General features: G+C 63.0%; 20 protein-coding genes. 19 read left to right on the plus strand and 1 reads right to left on the minus strand.

Annotated elements, in window-relative coordinates; all coding sequences use genetic code 11:
• Positions 1 to 316: 316 nt before the first annotated feature.
• The 14 genes from queD (at position 317) to GSQ75_RS17975 (ending at position 12155) form a co-directional block, all read left to right on the plus strand.
• Complete coding sequence (gene queD / locus GSQ75_RS17910) at positions 317 to 679, plus strand: 6-carboxytetrahydropterin synthase QueD (RefSeq protein WP_158756250.1); 363 nt, start codon at positions 317 to 319, stop codon at positions 677 to 679.
• Positions 680 to 830: 151 nt separating this feature from the next.
• Entirely contained in the window at positions 831 to 1220 is a 390-nt protein-coding gene (locus tag GSQ75_RS17915) for a phasin family protein (protein ID WP_158756251.1), read from the plus strand.
• A gap of 278 nt (positions 1221 to 1498) precedes the next feature.
• Positions 1499 to 1819, plus strand: coding sequence for an ATP synthase subunit I (locus GSQ75_RS17920; RefSeq protein WP_158756252.1), 321 nt, complete (start codon positions 1499 to 1501; stop codon positions 1817 to 1819).
• Between the two features lie 3 nt (positions 1820 to 1822).
• Positions 1823 to 2638 (plus strand): F0F1 ATP synthase subunit A, encoded by an 816-nt coding sequence (gene atpB / locus GSQ75_RS17925; protein WP_158756253.1) that lies wholly within the window; start codon positions 1823 to 1825, stop codon positions 2636 to 2638.
• Between the two features lie 67 nt (positions 2639 to 2705).
• Positions 2706 to 2984: a F0F1 ATP synthase subunit C gene (gene atpE, locus GSQ75_RS17930; RefSeq protein WP_077440243.1), complete on the plus strand. Its 279-nt coding sequence runs from the start codon at positions 2706 to 2708 to the stop codon at positions 2982 to 2984.
• Between the two features lie 93 nt (positions 2985 to 3077).
• The gene (locus GSQ75_RS17935) at positions 3078 to 3548 is read left to right on the plus strand and encodes a F0F1 ATP synthase subunit B (protein WP_158756254.1); all 471 of its coding nucleotides are present in this window, start codon (positions 3078 to 3080) and stop codon (positions 3546 to 3548) included.
• A gap of 3 nt (positions 3549 to 3551) precedes the next feature.
• Complete coding sequence (locus tag GSQ75_RS17940) at positions 3552 to 4082, plus strand: F0F1 ATP synthase subunit delta (RefSeq protein WP_158756255.1); 531 nt, start codon at positions 3552 to 3554, stop codon at positions 4080 to 4082.
• Positions 4083 to 4178: 96 nt separating this feature from the next.
• Positions 4179 to 5729 carry a F0F1 ATP synthase subunit alpha gene (gene atpA, locus GSQ75_RS17945; RefSeq protein WP_077518931.1) on the plus strand — a complete coding sequence of 517 codons (1551 nt, stop codon included), beginning with the start codon at positions 4179 to 4181 and terminating at the stop codon, positions 5727 to 5729.
• A 113-nt stretch (positions 5730 to 5842) separates the two neighbouring features.
• A complete protein-coding gene (gene atpG, locus GSQ75_RS17950; RefSeq protein ID WP_158756256.1) occupies positions 5843 to 6760 on the plus strand; it encodes a F0F1 ATP synthase subunit gamma in 918 nt (305 codons plus the stop codon).
• Positions 6761 to 6883: 123 nt separating this feature from the next.
• Positions 6884 to 8296: a F0F1 ATP synthase subunit beta gene (atpD, locus tag GSQ75_RS17955; protein ID WP_077518933.1), complete on the plus strand. Its 1413-nt coding sequence runs from the start codon at positions 6884 to 6886 to the stop codon at positions 8294 to 8296.
• Between the two features lie 121 nt (positions 8297 to 8417).
• A complete protein-coding gene (locus GSQ75_RS17960) occupies positions 8418 to 8843 on the plus strand; it encodes a F0F1 ATP synthase subunit epsilon (protein WP_158756257.1) in 426 nt (141 codons plus the stop codon).
• A gap of 145 nt (positions 8844 to 8988) precedes the next feature.
• The gene (locus GSQ75_RS17965) at positions 8989 to 10068 is read left to right on the plus strand and encodes a DUF748 domain-containing protein (protein WP_158756258.1); all 1080 of its coding nucleotides are present in this window, start codon (positions 8989 to 8991) and stop codon (positions 10066 to 10068) included.
• Positions 10069 to 10132: 64 nt separating this feature from the next.
• The gene (gene glmU, locus GSQ75_RS17970) at positions 10133 to 11506 is read left to right on the plus strand and encodes a bifunctional UDP-N-acetylglucosamine diphosphorylase/glucosamine-1-phosphate N-acetyltransferase GlmU (RefSeq protein ID WP_158756435.1); all 1374 of its coding nucleotides are present in this window, start codon (positions 10133 to 10135) and stop codon (positions 11504 to 11506) included.
• A 67-nt stretch (positions 11507 to 11573) separates the two neighbouring features.
• A complete protein-coding gene (locus GSQ75_RS17975) occupies positions 11574 to 12155 on the plus strand; it encodes a hypothetical protein (RefSeq protein ID WP_158756259.1) in 582 nt (193 codons plus the stop codon).
• Positions 12156 to 12240: 85 nt separating this feature from the next.
• On the opposite strand, the gene GSQ75_RS17980 is transcribed toward GSQ75_RS17975, so the two are convergent.
• On the minus strand, positions 12241 to 13233 hold the full coding sequence (locus tag GSQ75_RS17980) for a pteridine-dependent deoxygenase (protein ID WP_158756260.1): 993 nt from the start codon (positions 13231 to 13233) through the stop codon (positions 12241 to 12243).
• Positions 13234 to 13325: 92 nt separating this feature from the next.
• Between GSQ75_RS17980 and GSQ75_RS17985 the strand changes: the two genes are divergently transcribed.
• The 5 genes from GSQ75_RS17985 to GSQ75_RS18005 all read left to right on the plus strand — a co-directional run bounded on the left by GSQ75_RS17985 (position 13326) and on the right by GSQ75_RS18005 (position 16280).
• On the plus strand, positions 13326 to 13595 hold the full coding sequence (locus tag GSQ75_RS17985; RefSeq protein WP_158756261.1) for a phosphopantetheine-binding protein: 270 nt from the start codon (positions 13326 to 13328) through the stop codon (positions 13593 to 13595).
• Between the two features lie 100 nt (positions 13596 to 13695).
• The gene (locus GSQ75_RS17990) at positions 13696 to 14415 is read left to right on the plus strand and encodes a xanthomonadin biosynthesis protein (protein ID WP_158756262.1); all 720 of its coding nucleotides are present in this window, start codon (positions 13696 to 13698) and stop codon (positions 14413 to 14415) included.
• The gene (locus tag GSQ75_RS17995; RefSeq protein ID WP_158756263.1) at positions 14412 to 14720 is read left to right on the plus strand and encodes a hydroxymyristoyl-ACP dehydratase; all 309 of its coding nucleotides are present in this window, start codon (positions 14412 to 14414) and stop codon (positions 14718 to 14720) included. Before GSQ75_RS17990 ends, GSQ75_RS17995 begins: the two co-directional genes overlap by 4 nt.
• A complete protein-coding gene (locus GSQ75_RS18000) occupies positions 14717 to 15676 on the plus strand; it encodes an acyltransferase (RefSeq protein ID WP_158756264.1) in 960 nt (319 codons plus the stop codon). The genes GSQ75_RS17995 and GSQ75_RS18000 overlap by 4 nt, the downstream gene beginning before the upstream one ends.
• Positions 15639 to 16280, plus strand: coding sequence for a LolA-related protein (locus tag GSQ75_RS18005; RefSeq protein WP_254058645.1), 642 nt, complete (start codon positions 15639 to 15641; stop codon positions 16278 to 16280). The genes GSQ75_RS18000 and GSQ75_RS18005 overlap by 38 nt, the downstream gene beginning before the upstream one ends.
• The last annotated feature ends 59 nt before the right edge of the window (positions 16281 to 16339 follow it).

Consider the following 16339-nt stretch of genomic DNA (forward strand, 5'->3'; position numbering starts at 1 on the left):
GAGCTGCGGGAAAAATCCCGGAAATCGAGCGAGTGGGCGCTGTAGCAACTGGCGATCGACCCAGAGGTGGAGCACTTAGGGCCTGCGGGCGGGTAACCGAGCTCGTTGGAAGTCCCCCCAGGGGCATCAGATACAATTATCTGACGCAACGAAGCAGCAAGCATCACCTTGGGGTATTTCAGGAGGTGGCTTTCAAGGTGTTGCGATACAACGCCTGTAACTACGCGGCTTTGGGACATCTATTCGGATGCACTCATAACTCGCAGGCGTATTTTCTCCCGCCAAACCATACGTTTTTTACACGCAGGCGTCCGCCATGCAGATCTTCAAGGTGTTTCAGCTCGAGGCCGCGCATCGGCTGCCGAATGTGCCGGCCGGGCACAAATGTGCACGGCTGCATGGGCATTCGTTTCGTATTGAGCTCCATGTGGCGGGCGAGCCTGACCCGCAGCTGGGTTGGGTGATGGACTTTGCGGATCTGAAGACGGCGTTTGCGCCGCTGTACGACCAGCTTGACCATCACTACCTCAATGACATCGAGGGGCTGGAGAATCCGACCAGCGAGATGCTGGCGCGCTGGATCTGGCAGCGGCTGCTGCCGAGCCTGCCGGGGCTGGACAAGGTGGTGGTGCATGAGACCTGTACGTCGGGTGCCAGCTGCAGTCGGGACAGTTTTTGACGCGGCGCGATATTTTTCAAATTGTCATAAATGACCGTTTTACATGAATTTTTTATTAACGGTCTTGCCGATGTGGAAAAATATATTGCACTGCACAAAAGTTGCTGGTATAGTGCGTCCCACTACCCCAATCCTCAGTGAGGACGCCATCATGACTCAGCAGATCAACAACCAGATTTTCGCTTTCACCAAGCAGTTCACCGACAGCGCGTTCAAGGCGCAGGCGCTGGCCCTGAAGGGTCTGGAGACGGTCGCCGAGCTGCAGCTCAAGGCGCTCGAGCAGCAGTCCAAGGTTTCGGCCGAGTTCGTTGCCGAGGCGCTGGAAACCCGTGACGTCAATGGTCTGCGTAGCCTGTGGGAGAAGGGCACCAGCCTGAGCCGCGACAACGCCGAGCGTTCGGTGGCTGTTTCGCAGGAAATCCTCGCGATCACGCAGAAGACCGCCGAGTCGCTGAATGCTCTGGTGCAGGAACAGCGCCAGGCTGCCAACGAGGCCGTGGCTGCTCCGATCGCCGCTGCCAAGAAGGCTGCTGCCAAGTAATACCGCTGCATCGTCGCGGTTTGCCGCGACTATCAAGGGCCGGACTTCATGTCCGGCCCTTTTTTATGCACCTGAAAACATGCCGCAGAAGGCCTGAATCTGCGTTCCCGGAACAGATGTCGCAGGCGGCGCGGCTTGTCGATGCGCGAAGGGCACTGCTATACTTTTACGGATTGGATCGTGGCCCGTAGCTGTATCGGTGCCGCCTGGTGTAAACCGCGCGGGGACGTTACGTGCTCAACAGTCTAGCCTCTGGTCGACGTCTCGCCTTGCGTATCATGCTGCTGCAGCTCGCTGTGGCGCTGTTGGCCGGCCTCGTTTTCCTGATGCTGGGGCGTCGTGAAGCGATATCGGCCGCTGCGGGTGCGGCGATCGTGGCGCTGGGTACCGCGCTGATGTCGGCACGCTTCTTCAGTGGTTTGGGTGGAGCGGGTCTGGCGCTGAGTCGTTTGCTGACGGGTATGCTCCTGAAATGGATCGTGATCGTCGGGGGGCTGATCATGATCCTGGTTCAATACAAGTTGCCGCCGCTGGCCGCCATCACGGGGTTGGTGGCTGCCTACGCGGTTTATCTGCTGGCGTTCAGATTCAAGGGTTGAGACATGGCGAGCGAGTCGGGTGGCCTTACCGAATACATCCAGCACCATTTGACCCACCTGCGTCCGCAGGCGAGTCCGGAAGGTTTTTGGGCGGTGCATATCGACTCGATTAGCGTGTCGCTGGCGCTGGGCGTGATCTTCTGCCTGCTGTTCTGGCTGAAGGCACGCAAGGCCACCGCCGGTGTGCCGGGCAAGGGTCAGGCGTTTGTCGAACTGGTGCTTGAGTTTGTCGATGGCCAGGTAAAGGACGTGTTCCACGGCGATCGTCGTTTCCTCGGTCCGCTGGCGCTGACCGTGTTCGTCTGGGTTTTCCTGATGAATGCGATGGATCTCTTGCCGGTCGATCTGCTGCCCTGGATCACCCAGAAATTCGGCGTGGGCCATTTCCGTGCCGTGCCGACCGCCGACATCAACATGACGTTCGCGATGTCGCTGACCATCTTCGTGCTGATCATTTTCTACAGTTTCAAGGCGAAGGGTGCCGGCGGCTACATGCACGAGCTGTTCACCGCTCCGTTTGGCGCGCATCCGCTGCTGTGGATCCCCAATTTCCTGCTCAACGTGGTCGAGCTGCTATCCAAGCCGGTGAGTCTGGCGATGCGACTGTTCGGCAACATGTATGCCGGCGAGTTGGTCTTCATGCTGATCGCTGGTTTGTTCAGTGCAGGCGCTGGCCTGGCAGGCTGGGCGCTGTATGGCGCGGGCATCATCGGTTACACGGTGTGGGGCCTCTTCCACATCCTGATCATCGGCATCCAGGCCTTCATCTTCATGGTGCTGACGATCGTCTACATCTCGATGGCGCACGATCACCACTGAACCAGTTTTCGAATCATCCGTTTCAACCATTTTGATCTTTCAAGTTTCAATTTCTCAGGAGACCGTCGTGGAACTCATCGCTCACATTGCTCAAGTGCAGTCCTTCACCGCCATCGCGCTGGGTCTGATCATCGGCCTCGGTGCCCTCGGTGCCTGTATCGGTATCGGCGTCATGGGTTCCAAGTTCCTCGAAGCCGCTGCACGTCAGCCGGAGCTGGTGCCGCTGCTGCAGGGTCGTATGTTCCTGCTCGCCGGCCTGATCGACGCGGCGTTCCTGATCGGTGTGGCGCTGGCGATGTACTTCGCCGTGGCCAACCCGCTGCTGTCGAAGCTCGTCGCAGGTTGAGTTGCTGGCGGCGCCGTGGCGCCGCCGTCCGTCTGGCACGGGCATCAATAGTGCCCGTGTCTGTTTCATCCCGTATCTACAGGTAACGCAGCGATGGATTTCAACGCGACCTTGATTGGCGAAATGATTTCGTTCGCCATCTTGATCTGGTTCTGTGTCCACTTCATCTGGCCGCATATCAACAAGGCCATCGAAGATCGACAGATCAAGATCGCCGAAGGCCTCAATGCGGCCGAGCGCGCGCATGCCGAATTGAAGAGTGCCGACGTGAAGGTGGCTGCCGAGATCAAGGTGGCCCGTCAGCAGGCCTCCGAGATCATCGACAAGGCCCAGCAGCAGGCCAATCAGATCATCGACAAGGCCCGTGGCGAAGCCATCACCGAGATCAACCGGCTGAAGGCGAGCGCACAGGACGACATCGCGTCGATGGCCCAGCGTGCGCGTGACCAGCTGCGCGACCAGGTTGGCGCACTGGCGGTGCAGGGTGCCAGCAAGATCGTGCAGCGCGAGGTCGATGCGTCCACGCACAAGGCCTTGCTCGACCAGCTTGCGGCCGAGATCTGATCGATGGCACAGGCAATCACCCTCGCTCGCCCGTACGCACGCGCTGCCTTTGAAGTGGCGCACGCCGCCGGTTCGCTGGCTGCGTGGTCGCAGGCGTTGGCCTTCGCCGCTGCGGTGGCGAAGGATTCGCGCGTGGCCGGCCTCGGCAACGATCCGCGGGTGCTGCCGGCCCAGCTGGTGGCGTTGCATCTGCCGACCGGTATGGCCGCCGATGCGCCGTTCGCGCAGTTCCTCACCGAGATGGCCGAGCAGCGCCGCATGGCGCTGTTGCCGGAAGTGGCCGAACTGTACGAGGCGTTCAAGCGTGAGTCCGAGTCGCAGCTGCTGGTCAAGGTGACCAGCGCGATGGCGCTGGACGCGGCGCAGGCCGAACAGCTCAAGGTATCGCTGAAGCGTCGCTTCAAGCGCGAGATCGAACTGGAAACCCGGGTCGATGCCTCGCTGCTGGCCGGCGTGGTGATCGATACCGGCGAGCAGGTGATCGACGGCTCCGCCCGCGGACGTCTTGAGCAGCTGGCCAGCGCTCTGAGTTGATTTAACGCGAAGTCCATTTCGCGAAGAGCAAAACCGGCCGTCCGTGGCCGGACTCGGTGAAAGAGCTTCGTTTCTAACATTTCGAGATAAATGACCATGTCCAGCACCACTTTGAATCCGTCCGAGATCAGCGAACTGATCAAGAACCGCATCGAGCAGTTCAAGCTCGGCGCGGAAGCACGCAACGAAGGCACGATCATCAGCGTGTCCGACGGCATCGTGCGCATCCACGGCCTGGCCGATGTGATGCAGGGTGAAATGATCGAGCTGCCGGGTAATTCGTTTGCCCTCGCCTTGAACCTTGAGCGCGACTCGGTCGGCGCGGTGGTGCTCGGTGAATACCAGCACCTGCGTGAAGGCGACACCGCCAAGACCACCGGCCGCATTCTCGAAGTGCCGGTCGGCCCGGAGCTGCTCGGCCGCGTCGTCGACGCGCTGGGCAACCCGATCGACGGCAAGGGCCCGCTCGGTGCCAAGCTCAACGCGGCGATCGAGAAGGTCGCGCCGGGCGTGATCTGGCGCAAGTCGGTCGACCAGCCGCTGCAGACTGGCTACAAGTCGGTCGACGCAATGATCCCGGTCGGTCGTGGCCAGCGCGAGCTGATCATCGGCGACCGTCAGACCGGCAAGACCGCGCTGGCGATCGACGCGATCATCGCGCAGAAGGATTCCGGCATTAAGTGCATCTACGTCGCGATCGGCCAGAAGCGTTCGTCGGTGGCCAACGTCGTGCGCAAGCTTGAAGCGAACGGCGCACTGGCCAACACCATCGTCGTGGTCGCCTCGGCGTCCGAGTCGGCCGCGCTGCAGTACGTCGCCCCGTACTCCGGTTGCGCGATGGGCGAGTACTTCCGCGATCGCGGCGAAGACGCGCTTATCGTGTATGACGATCTGTCCAAGCAGGCCGTGGCCTATCGCCAGATCTCGCTGCTGCTGAAGCGTCCGCCGGGCCGTGAGGCGTATCCGGGCGACGTGTTCTATCTCCACAGCCGTCTGCTCGAGCGCGCATCGCGCGTGTCCGAGGAATACGTCGAGAAGTTCACCAACGGCGAAGTGAAGGGCAAGACCGGTTCGCTGACCGCGCTGCCGATCATCGAGACCCAGGGCGGCGACGTGTCGGCGTTCGTGCCGACCAACGTGATCTCGATCACCGATGGCCAGATCTTCCTGGAAACCGACCTGTTCAACGCCGGTATCCGTCCGGCCGTGAACGCCGGTATCTCGGTGTCCCGCGTCGGCGGTGCCGCGCAGACCAAGATCGTCAAGAAGCTCTCCGGCGGCGTGAAGCTGGCGCTGGCGCAGTACCGTGAGTTGGCCGCGTTCGCGCAGTTCGCCTCGGATCTGGATCCGGCCACCCGCGCCCAGCTCGATCGTGGTCAGCGCGTGGTCGAACTGATGAAGCAGGCGCAGTACTCGCCGCTGTCGATCGCCGAGCTGGCACTGTCGGTGTACGCGGCCGAGAAGGGCTACCTCGACGACCTGCCGGTCAACAAGGTGCTGCCGTTCGAGAAGGGCCTGCACGCGTTCATGCACCAGAACCATGCCGAGCTGATGGCCAAGATCGTGGCTACCGGCGACTGGAACAACGACATCGAAGCCACCTTCAAGGCCTCGCTGGACGAGTACAAGAAAACCGGTAGCTGGTAAGAGAGCAGGGAATAGAGAATCGGGAATAGGGAATCGGAAGAGCATCAGCGCAGCGCGCTCCGCTTTGAACCATTCCCGATTCCCACGAAGTGAGCACAGCGAGCGAGTAAAGCATGGCCAGCGGACGCGAAATCAAAACCAAGATCAAGAGCACGCAGAACATGCGCAAGGTCACGCGCGCGCTCGAAATGGTCTCTGCGGCAAAGATTCGTCGCGCGCAGGACATGATGAAGGCCTCGCGTCCGTATGCCCGCTCGATGCGCAAGGTGATCGCGCACGTGGCCCAGGCCAGCACCGATTTCAGCCATCCGTTCCTGACCCAGCGCGAGAAAGTGGCGCGGGTCGGTTACATCGTGGTGTCGACCGATCGCGGTCTGTGCGGCGGTCTCAATTCCAATCTGTTCCGTCGCCTGTTGCCGGCGATCGCCGAGTGGCAGCAGCAGGGCGTGCAGGTGGACGTGGTGGCGATCGGCCAGAAGGCGATCTCGTTCTTCCGTCGGCTGAAGGGCATCAACCTGATCGGCAGTGTCAGCCATCTCGGCGAGAAGCCCAAGCTTGAACAGCTGGTCGGCGTGATCAAGGTGATGATGGACGCCTATACGTCCAACGGCCTGGATCGCGTGTTCCTCGCCTACAACGACTTCGTCAACACCATGACGCAGAAGCCGACCATCGACGCGCTGCTGCCGTTGCCGCTGGTGGCGGCGGAAATGGAAGCGCACCAGGCGGCCGGCGAGTCGGCCTATGCCGGCGTCAAGCTGGAAGCGAGCCACGACTGGGACTACATCTACGAGCCCGATGCGCAGACCGTGCTGGAGCATGTGCTGGGTCGTTACATCGAGTCGGTGGTGTACCAGGCGTCGCTGGAGAATCTGGCCAGCGAGCATGCCGCGCGGATGGTGGCAATGAAGAGCGCGTCGGACAACGCGAACAAGGTGATCGGTGAGTTGACGCTGATCTACAACAAGGCGCGTCAGGCGGCGATCACCCAGGAAATTTCCGAAATCGTCGGCGGCGCAGCGGCTGTATAAGTGCGATCGTCCGTGATCGCAGAGCAAGATCAAAAAGCGGCCATCCGTGGCCGCATTCTTAAATAAGAGCGACGCTATAAACGGCGCTTAGACAGAACCTTAAAGATCCATCCGGAGCATTCCATGAGCCAGGGTAAAGTTGTTCAGATCATCGGCGCGGTTATCGACGTCGAGTTTCCGCGCGATCAGGTACCGCAGGTGTACGACGCACTGAAGATCGACGGCACCGAGATCACGCTGGAAGTGCAGCAGGTGCTGGGCGACGGCATCGTGCGCACGATCGCGCTCGGTTCCACCGACGGCTTGCGCCGCAACCTGATCGCCCGCAACACCGGCGAAGGCATCAAGGTGCCGGTCGGCAAGGCCACGCTCGGCCGCATCATGGACGTGCTCGGCAACCCGATCGATGAAGCCGGCCCGATCGGCGAGCAGGATCAGTGGGTGATCCATCGCGAGGCGCCGAGCTATGACGACCAGGCGGCTGCGAACGATCTGCTGGAAACCGGCATCAAGGTGATCGACCTGATGTGCCCGTTCGCCAAGGGCGGCAAGGTCGGCCTGTTCGGCGGCGCCGGCGTCGGCAAGACCGTCAACATGATGGAGCTGATCAACAACATCGCCAAGGCGCACGAAGGTCTCTCCGTGTTCGCCGGTGTGGGTGAGCGTACTCGTGAGGGCAACGACTTCTACCACGAGATGAAAGACTCCAACGTGCTCGACAAGGTCGCGATGGTGTACGGCCAGATGAACGAGCCGCCGGGCAACCGTCTGCGCGTGGCGCTGACCGGCCTGACCATGGCCGAGTACTTCCGCGACGAGAAGGACGCTTCCGGCAAGGGCCGTGACGTGCTGTTCTTCGTCGACAACATCTACCGCTACACGCTGGCCGGTACCGAAGTGTCCGCGCTGCTCGGCCGTATGCCGTCGGCGGTGGGTTACCAGCCGACGCTGGCCGAGGAAATGGGCGTGCTGCAGGAGCGCATCACCTCGACCAAGACCGGCTCGATCACCTCGATCCAGGCCGTGTACGTGCCTGCGGATGACCTTACCGATCCGTCGCCGGCGACCACCTTCGCCCACTTGGACGCGACCGTGGTGTTGAGCCGTAACATCGCTTCGCTGGGTATCTACCCGGCGGTGGATCCGCTGGATTCCACCAGCCGTCAGCTGGACCCGAACGTGATCGGCGTCGAGCACTACGACGTTGCCCGTCGCGTGCAGGGCACGCTGCAGCGCTACAAGGAGCTGAAGGACATCATCGCGATTCTCGGCATGGACGAGCTGTCGGAAGAAGACAAGCAGGCCGTGTCGCGCGCGCGCAAGATCGAGCGCTTCTTCTCGCAGCCGTTCCACGTGGCCGAAGTGTTCACCGGCTCGCCGGGCAAGTACGTGCCGCTGAAGGAAACCATCCGCGGCTTCAAGATGATCGTCGACGGCGACGTCGACCATCTGCCGGAGCAGGCGTTCTACATGGTTGGCGGCATCGACGAGGCGGTCAAGAAGGCCGAAGAGATGGGCGCCAAGAAGGCTGCCTGATTCTTTAGCCGGGAATCGGGAATGGAGAATAGGGAATCGTAGAGCCGCACCGCCGCGCTTTTGACCACTCCCGATTCCCAACTCCCGATTCCCGTTCGACCGAGCAAAGCGAGAGAGAATCATGACCCAAACCATACGCGTCGACATCGTCAGTGCCGAAGCCGAGATCTATCACGGCGACGCCGTGATGGTGGTCGCCACCGGTGAACTGGGCGAGCTGGGCATCACGCCCCGTCACGCCCCGCTGATCACCCGCCTGAAGCCCGGCCACGTCGACGTGGTGCTGGCCGGTGGTGAGCGTCAGCAGTTCTGGGTGTCCGGCGGCATCCTGGAAGTGCAGCCGCAGGTGATCACCGTGTTGGCCGACACCGCTGCCCGCGCGTCCGATCTGGACGAGGCGTCCGCGCAGCGCGCCAAGAAGGAAGCCGAAGACGCACTGGCCAATCGCACCGACGCGGTGGACATTGCCGAGGCCCAGGCCAAGCTGGTCCAGGCGATGACCCAGCTGCAGGCGCTGGAGCGTCTGCGCAAGAGCCTCAAGCACTGAGGGGCATCGCGGTTCGCATCGAGACAAAACGCCGGCCTTGTGCCGGCGTTTTGCTATCCAGGCAAGGCATCGTGCGTCAGCCTTCCACACCGCGCGAACATTCCTACGCCTAGAATCGACGGACTCGCACCGTGGATCGCTCCCCATGAAGCCTCATCATCGCCGCCATCTTGGCTGGCTGCTGGTCGTCATCCTGCTGCTGATCGCACGCGCGCTGTTGCCCTACGCGGTGAAGCACTATCTCAATGCCCGCATGGACCGGATGGGGGACTACCACGGCCAGATCGCGGACATCAGCCTGCACCTGTGGCGTGGTGGCTACACCATCAACGGACTGCGCATCGTCAAGACGACCGGCAAGCTGCCGGCGCCCTTGCTGGATACCCCGCGTGCCGATATCGAACTGAGCTGGTTCGCGCTGAGCCATGGCGTGTTTCGCGGCAAGGTGAATTTCAGCACGCCCACGGTCAACTTTGTCGAGGGCCATGGCGAAGGGGACAGCCAGACCGGCAAGGGCGTGGACTGGCGCGCCGAGCTCAGACTGCTGGCGCCGATGCGGCTGGACGAGGTCAACGTAAGCAACGGTACGGTCACCTTCCAGAGCTTTGTGTCGAACCCGCGCGTCGATTTGAAAATGACCGATGTCAACGGCACCGTCACCAATCTAACCAATATCCAGCGGCGCAGCGGCAATCGGGTGGCGACCCTGCATGCCACCGCGAAGATTCTCGTCGATGCGCCGTTCGAGACCGATGCCAGCTTCGATCCGCTGAGTCACTTCGGCGATTTCTCCTACCAGCTGCGGGTCACCGGCATCCAACTGACCCGGGCCAACGCCCTCGCGCAAGCGTATGCAGGGCTGGATTTCGCCGGTGGCACCGGCACCTTCTCGATGGAGCTAGAGGCCAGGAACGGCCAGCTGGACGGCTACGCCAAACCGATTTTCCATGACCTGAAGCTCTTCAGCTGGAAGCAGGATGTGGTGCAGGACAAGAAGGGACCGATCAAGCTGGCCTATGAGGCGCTGGCCCAGGGTGTGGTCACCTTGTTCGAGAACCATGCGAACGATCAGTTCGCCACCCGCGTGCCGATCAGCGGGCGTATCGATGACAAGCAGCTGGATACGTCCCAGGCGATCATCGGAGTGCTTCGCAATGCCTTCATCAAGGCCTATACGCCGCAGCTGCAGAAACTGAAGCCCGCCGCCGAAGCCACCACGCAATGAAACGCGGTCTGCAGGGACTGGTTGTATCCTGCGCGATCATTGATCCCTGATGCGTGGTACCGAAATGGAAAGCCCAGCCTTGCACGTGATTGTCCTTGCCGCTGGCGCCGGGACGCGGATGAAATCGAACCGGGCCAAGGTGCTCATGCCACTGGCGGGCAGGCCCTTGCTGGCTCATGTGATCGTTGCGGCGCGTGCACTGCAGCCAGCGGCGATCCACATTGTCTACGGCCATTGCGGCGAGCAGGTCCAGGCGGCGTTCGCCGATCAGCCCGACCTGCGCTGGGTGCTGCAGGCCGAACGGCTGGGCACTGGCCATGCGGTGGAACAGGCACTCGCCGGCATACCCAACGGCGCGCAGGTGCTGGTGCTTTATGGCGACGTACCGTTGACCCGGGTGGCGACGCTGCAGCAGCTGGTGGAGGCGGAAGGCGGCTTCAGCCTGCTCACGACCCGACTCGCCGATCCGCATGGCTACGGCCGGGTGTTGTGCGACGGCAATGCCAAGGTACGCGCCGTGGTCGAGGAGAAGGATGCCGACCCCGCCCAGCGTGCAGTCAACTTGGTCAACACTGGCATCCTTGTCGCCGATGCAAAGGCACTGCGCGGCTGGATCAAGCGGCTCGATCGCAACAACGCCCAGGGCGAGTATTACCTTACCGACATCTTTCGCATGGCGGCCGAGGAAGCCCGCGCCGCGCTCAGTGTCGAATGCGCCGATCCGGTGGAGGCCGCCGGTGCCAACAATGCGCTGCAGCTGACCGAGCTGGAAGCGGCCTATCGCCAGCGCGCTGCGCATGCGCTGCTATCCGCGGGCATTCGACTGGCCGATCCGGTGCGCATCGATGTCCGTGGCACGGTGAAGGCCGGTCACGATGTCGAGATCGACATCGACGTCATCCTCGAAGGCAAGGTGATCCTCGGTGACGATGTGCGCATCGGCGCCTTCACCCGGCTGAAGGACGTGCAGCTGGCAGCCGGCACCGTGGTGCAGTCGCATTGCGATCTGGAGGGCGTGATCACGCATGGTCCGTGCACGATCGGCCCGTTCGCGCGGTTGCGCCAGGGCACCGAACTGGATGCGGGCGTGCACGTCGGCAATTTCGTCGAGACCAAGAAAACCCGCATCGGCGAAGGCAGCAAGGCGAACCACCTCAGCTATCTCGGCGACACCGAGATCGGCCGCGACGTGAACGTCGGCGCCGGCACCATCACCTGCAACTACGACGGTGTGAACAAGCACCTGACTCGCATCGGCGATGGCGTCTTCATCGGCTCCAACAGCGCGCTGGTGGCGCCGGTGGCGATTGGTGCACAGGCCACGATTGGCGCCGGCTCGGTGATCACGCATGATGCGCCAGCGGGCGAATTGACCGTGGCGCGCGGTCGACAGCAGAGCTATCCAGGCTGGAAGCGGCCGGTCAAGAAAACGGATTGACAAGCTTCGGCGTCGCTCCATTTCCTTTTAGCGGCGTTGCCAACACAACCAAGCAAAGGAGTGTTTCATGCGTCTTCGGGTATGGATCGAAAGCACGCTCATCGTGCTTGCATTGCAGGGTTGCGCTGGAACGGACACCGTAGTCAATCAGACTCAGCAGAAATCCCTGCAATCCCTGCAGCTGTTCAATGCGGACTCGAGTCCGCGATTCAGTTTCTATCTGGCCTGTACCAGCGAGGATGCCAGTTGCGTGACGGCCGAGAATGCCTTCTCCACCTGGTCGCGAAGCCGGGGCATCGCCATGCGACCGATCGAGCCTGGCGACGCCTTGTTCACTGGCGGCATTCCATCGTCCGGGCGACATGATGCTTTGCCTTACCGCGTGGCGATCCGGCTCGCACCGCTGATCGTGCCCAGTTACGACGGAAGCGGCGGTGTTGGCGGGGACATGCGCGGTGGCTACCAGCCTCCGAAAGTCGGCTACACCGGGACGATCTATGTGTTCGATTCAGCAACCGGCAAGCTCCTGCTCAACACGAGCGTCCACGAGCAACGTGATGCCAGCTACAAAGGCGACGCGAGTGAATACGTCCGTTCCGAGATGAATACCCTGATCGGCAACCTGGATCCTGCCTATTCGCGCAATTGAAGCGATGGCGGAACAAGCATAGGTTGCTCGCCGCCAGAAGATGGGTGCCGTGGTCGCTTGGGCCGGGACTGCCTGACTTGGTTAATCAGGCATATCGCCAGCCATCGATCTCCACCAGCAGCTCGCTGCGGCAGATATCGCCGTGCAGTAGCAGTACCGGCACGCTGGGCAGGCGCTGCCGGAAGAATTCGCGCACGCGCGGCGCATCGGCGGCATGGCGCACGTAGGCCTTCAGCGTGGAGTGGGTGTCGAAGCCGGCGCCCATGTCGGCACTCGCCAGTAGCGCATCGAGGTTGGTCAGGGTTTCGTTGAGCTGGGCATCCAGATCGTCATGGTGCGCCGAGGCATGCCCCACCACCGCGGCGGTGCCTGAGATCGCCAGCGCATCCTGGGCCGGCAGCACCATGGCGCGGGCAAAGCTGGGCGGCGTGCGGCCGTACTGGCGCGGGTAGCGCCAGGCGCTGACCTGGCGCGGATTTTCCACGCGCGTGCCGCCCTGGTCGCAGGCCAACAGGTAAACCTGCAGCCGGTGCGGATCGCCGTGATGGCCGATGGCGGTGGCGGCGGGGAAGCCTTCGGCGAAGAAGTCGCCCATGCCGGCGGCACGGCCGTCGCAAAAGTGCTTGTAGCGTTCGGCATCGCCTTCACCGCGGTTGATCGCACCGAGGTAGTTCCACACGCGCAGCACGTGTTGCGCGCCACGTGCGGCGACGAAGCGGTGCAACTGCTCGTAGGCCAGCTGTGCGGTGGCGCTGGGGCCGCCGTGTTCGACCTCATCCAGCTCGATCGCGGCAAACAGCCAGCCACCACCGGCCGACCAGTGCAGGGCGCCGTCGGTGCCGTGGGTCACGGGTGCATCGACCTGCCAGATTTCCAGCGGGGCGGGGGCATCAAAACATTCCAGCGCCACCTGCAGGCAACGTGGATCGTCAGCCAACGAGCTGCCTGCGCCAAAGCCGAACAAGGCCAGCGTGCCCGGTTCCTTCAGCGCCGCGGCGGCATCCGCGATCCGGTAGGAAATGCGTGGCGCATGGCGGTGGAGTGGGCCGGGCAACGGGTCTTCACATCCCTGAATCATTGCGTACAACCGGGAACGACAAGGGCGCTATGTTACACTCCGCGGCCACTGCCACCGGGGGGAGGCAATGAATTTTGAGTACGGAATCGAGCATGGCAGAGCAGACAGCGGCGCAGCGCGAATTGGCCACGTTGATCGTGGAATGCCTGAATCTCGAGGCGGTCACTCCGGAGCAGATCGAGCCCGATGCACCGCTGTTTGGCGGCGAACTGGGGCTGGACTCGATCGATGCACTGGAAATCGCGCTGGCCGTCTCAAAGCGCTACGGTTTCCAGTTGCGCTCGGACAATCCGGACAACCGGCAGATCTTCACCAGCCTGCGCACGCTGTCCGCGCATGTCGAGCAGCACCGCGTCGGCTGATGCCGGTTCGTGAGCGACACGGTGACGCCCGTTTCGTCACGCAGTATTCCCCCGTCAGTGGCAGGCTTGCGCAACCGGTGCTGCCATCGCGGAATGCTGCATGACGTCTTCATCTCCACCTGCTGAAAGTGCGACGCGGCGTTATGTGCTGCCGTTGCTGCTCGCCTATCCGTTGCTGGCGATCGCCGGCGCGGTGACGCAGCGGCAGATTTTCCCGCTGGCGGCGCTGCTGTTGCTGCTGACGGCCGTGATGTTGCCCCGGTTGCAGACGCATCGTGCCGGGCCATGGCTGGTCTGGCTGGGCGTGCTGGTGGCGTTGCTGCTGCTGTCGCTGTATGGATTCGCCGGCCTGCTGCTGGAAACCGTGCCCGTACTGATCAATGCGCTGCTGGCCTGCTGGTTTGGCAGCACGCTGGGTACGTCCGAACCGCTGGTGGCGCGTTTCATCGTCGCCATCGAAGGTACCGATCGGTTGTCGCAGCCTGGCGTGGCGCGTTATGCCCGGCAGCTCACCTGGTTCTGGACCTTGTTGCTGGCGACGCAGGCGGTGGTACTCGCGGTGTTGCTGCTATGTGCCGAGCACAGCGGGCTGTTGGCGCGTTTCGGCATCGTCTCGCCGCTACTGGTATCCGATCGCTGGGCCACGGCCTGGCTGCATGTCGGCGGTTACCTTTTGCTTGGCGCGGCATTTCTGCTGGAGTATGGCTACCGCCGCTGGCGCTTGCGCCACCTGAGCCACCCCGGCCTGCACGACATGCTGCTGCAGCTGGCTCTGCACTGGCCGCAGCTGGTGCACGGCAACCGGACCGCCGCATCATGAATGGCGCCGGCTTTGAACAGGTGCTGTGCATCGACGCCAGTCATCCGGCGCTGCCGGGGCATTTTCCGAGTCATCCGCTGGTGCCGGGAGTCATCCTGCTGGAGCAGGTGGCCTTGGCCTTGCGCGCGTGGCGTGGGCAGCGGCTGGCGCGCGTGCTGGAAGCGAAATTCGTGGCACCGTTGCTGCCGGATGAGGTGGCCACCGTGTACCTGACGGAAACGGATGCGGTCCACTCGCGGTTCCGTTTCGAGATTCGGCGTGACAGCAGCCTGTTGGCACGCGGCTTGGTCGAGGGAGCGACATGAGCACGAACGAACATTGGCAGAGCCGCCCGGAAGGCGGTGGGCGTTTCGCGATCTGGCTGATCCGCGCGATCGCGTTGTACGGCGGTCGCCGCGTGGCACGGGTGTGCCTGTATCCGATCACGCTGTACTTCTACCTGCGCCGCCGGCCGGAACGAGTGGCGTCGAAGCAGTATCTGCAGCGCGTGTTTGGCGAGCCGGTGATGCCGTGGCAGGTGTTCAAGCACATCCATTGTTTCGCGGCCACGATCATGGATCGGGTGTTTTTGCTGGCGCACGGCGAGAAGCCGTTCCAGATCGAGACCGAAGGCCTGGAACTGCTCGACCAGCGTATCGCGCAAGGCCGTGGCGTGCTGCTGTTCGGTTCGCATCAGGGCAGCTTCGAGGCATTGCGGGCGCTCGGCGCGCGCCGTCCGGAAATGCCCTTGCGGGTAGTGCTGGACAAGCAAAAGACCCCGGCGATGACCGAGCTGCTGGAGGCGCTGGCACCGGACATAGGTGCTTGCGTGATCGATGCTGCGCAGGATGGCACCTCGATCGCCCTGGCCATGTCCGAGGCCTGCCAGAACGGTGCCGTGGTGGCGATGCTGGCCGACCGCGGGCGCGGGCATGAGGTGTTGCGGTATGCGCCGTTCCTCGGTTCACCGGCACCGTTCCCGGTCAGCCCGTGGCTGCTGGCGCACACGCTGCAGGTACCGGTTGTGCTGTGCTTTGGCCTGTACCTGGGCGGCAACCGTTACCGGTTGGTCTTCGAGCCGCTGGCCGACCGGGTGGAGATTCCGCGGCAGCAACGTGGCCCGGCACTGGATGCGCTGATTGCCCGCTACGCGCAACGTCTGGAACATTATGTCCATGTCGCTCCCTACAACTGGTTCAACTTCTATGATTTCTGGCAGCAAGATATGCGCGCTCCTGCTGAGCATGTCGTTGCCGCTGTGGGCGAACGCGTCGGCGCCTGAGGCCAGTCCCGCCGCGCCTGTCCCAACCGCGGCATCGTCATCGGCGCAAGCGTTGATCACCGGCCTGGGTCAACCGGCTCCAGCTCGCACGCCATTCGCCGAAGCGCGTTTCATGCAGGTGCTGGATCGTCCGCTGGTGGTGTCCGGCGAGCTGGCCTGGCTGGGCGGCGACAAGCTGCAACGGCATGTCGAACATCCGAATGACGAAACCGCCACCATCGCCGACGGCGAGGTAACCCAGCAGCGCGCGGGCAAGAGCCCGCGGCACTTCTCACTTAGCCGCGCACCGCAGTTGCAGGTATTGCTGGACAGCTTCGTGGCGTTGCTGAGTGGCGATGCCGGGCGCCTGCAGCAGGCGTTCGAGATCCGGCAGGGCGGCGATCCGGCAGCAGCGTGGACACTGACCCTGGTGCCACGCGATGCAAAGGTGGCCAAGACGGTGGCCGGCATCACGATCGACGGTGACGGCAAGACCTCGCGCTGCATGCGCATGCAGGAGGCGGATGGCGATCTCGCGATCGACATGCTCGGCCCGCTCGCGGCGAAGATGCCTGCACAACCGACGCGCGAGGCGCTGCTGGCCCTCTGTCAGGGCGCGCACTGAAGTGCGCCGCGGCGGTCGCGCCACGCTGCTTGTGCTCTGGCTGCTGGCATTGGCAGGGC

Origin of the sequence: Dyella sp. S184 (assembly GCF_009766065.1) — a bacterium.
Classification (GTDB): domain Bacteria; phylum Pseudomonadota; class Gammaproteobacteria; order Xanthomonadales; family Rhodanobacteraceae; genus Rhodanobacter.

Excerpts from the sequence above, each read along its gene's own strand:
- queD (WP_158756250.1), top strand. The coding sequence starts at position 317 with ATGCAGATCTTCAAGGTGTTTCAGCTCGAGGCCGCGCATCGGCTGCCG.
- GSQ75_RS17915 (WP_158756251.1), top strand. The coding sequence starts at position 831 with ATGACTCAGCAGATCAACAACCAGATTTTCGCTTTCACCAAGCAGTTC.
- GSQ75_RS17920 (WP_158756252.1), top strand. The coding sequence starts at position 1,499 with ATGCTGCTGCAGCTCGCTGTGGCGCTGTTGGCCGGCCTCGTTTTCCTG.
- atpB (WP_158756253.1), top strand. The coding sequence starts at position 1,823 with ATGGCGAGCGAGTCGGGTGGCCTTACCGAATACATCCAGCACCATTTG.
- GSQ75_RS17935 (WP_158756254.1), top strand. The coding sequence starts at position 3,078 with ATGGATTTCAACGCGACCTTGATTGGCGAAATGATTTCGTTCGCCATC.
- GSQ75_RS17940 (WP_158756255.1), top strand. The coding sequence starts at position 3,552 with ATGGCACAGGCAATCACCCTCGCTCGCCCGTACGCACGCGCTGCCTTT.
- atpA (WP_077518931.1), top strand. The coding sequence starts at position 4,179 with ATGTCCAGCACCACTTTGAATCCGTCCGAGATCAGCGAACTGATCAAG.
- atpG (WP_158756256.1), top strand. The coding sequence starts at position 5,843 with ATGGCCAGCGGACGCGAAATCAAAACCAAGATCAAGAGCACGCAGAAC.
- atpD (WP_077518933.1), top strand. The coding sequence starts at position 6,884 with ATGAGCCAGGGTAAAGTTGTTCAGATCATCGGCGCGGTTATCGACGTC.
- GSQ75_RS17960 (WP_158756257.1), top strand. The coding sequence starts at position 8,418 with ATGACCCAAACCATACGCGTCGACATCGTCAGTGCCGAAGCCGAGATC.
- GSQ75_RS17965 (WP_158756258.1), top strand. The coding sequence starts at position 8,989 with ATGAAGCCTCATCATCGCCGCCATCTTGGCTGGCTGCTGGTCGTCATC.
- glmU (WP_158756435.1), top strand. The coding sequence starts at position 10,133 with ATGGAAAGCCCAGCCTTGCACGTGATTGTCCTTGCCGCTGGCGCCGGG.
- GSQ75_RS17975 (WP_158756259.1), top strand. The coding sequence starts at position 11,574 with ATGCGTCTTCGGGTATGGATCGAAAGCACGCTCATCGTGCTTGCATTG.
- GSQ75_RS17980 (WP_158756260.1), bottom strand. The coding sequence starts at position 13,233 with ATGATTCAGGGATGTGAAGACCCGTTGCCCGGCCCACTCCACCGCCAT.
- GSQ75_RS17985 (WP_158756261.1), top strand. The coding sequence starts at position 13,326 with ATGGCAGAGCAGACAGCGGCGCAGCGCGAATTGGCCACGTTGATCGTG.
- GSQ75_RS17990 (WP_158756262.1), top strand. The coding sequence starts at position 13,696 with ATGACGTCTTCATCTCCACCTGCTGAAAGTGCGACGCGGCGTTATGTG.
- GSQ75_RS17995 (WP_158756263.1), top strand. The coding sequence starts at position 14,412 with ATGAATGGCGCCGGCTTTGAACAGGTGCTGTGCATCGACGCCAGTCAT.
- GSQ75_RS18000 (WP_158756264.1), top strand. The coding sequence starts at position 14,717 with ATGAGCACGAACGAACATTGGCAGAGCCGCCCGGAAGGCGGTGGGCGT.
- GSQ75_RS18005 (WP_254058645.1), top strand. The coding sequence starts at position 15,639 with ATGTCGTTGCCGCTGTGGGCGAACGCGTCGGCGCCTGAGGCCAGTCCC.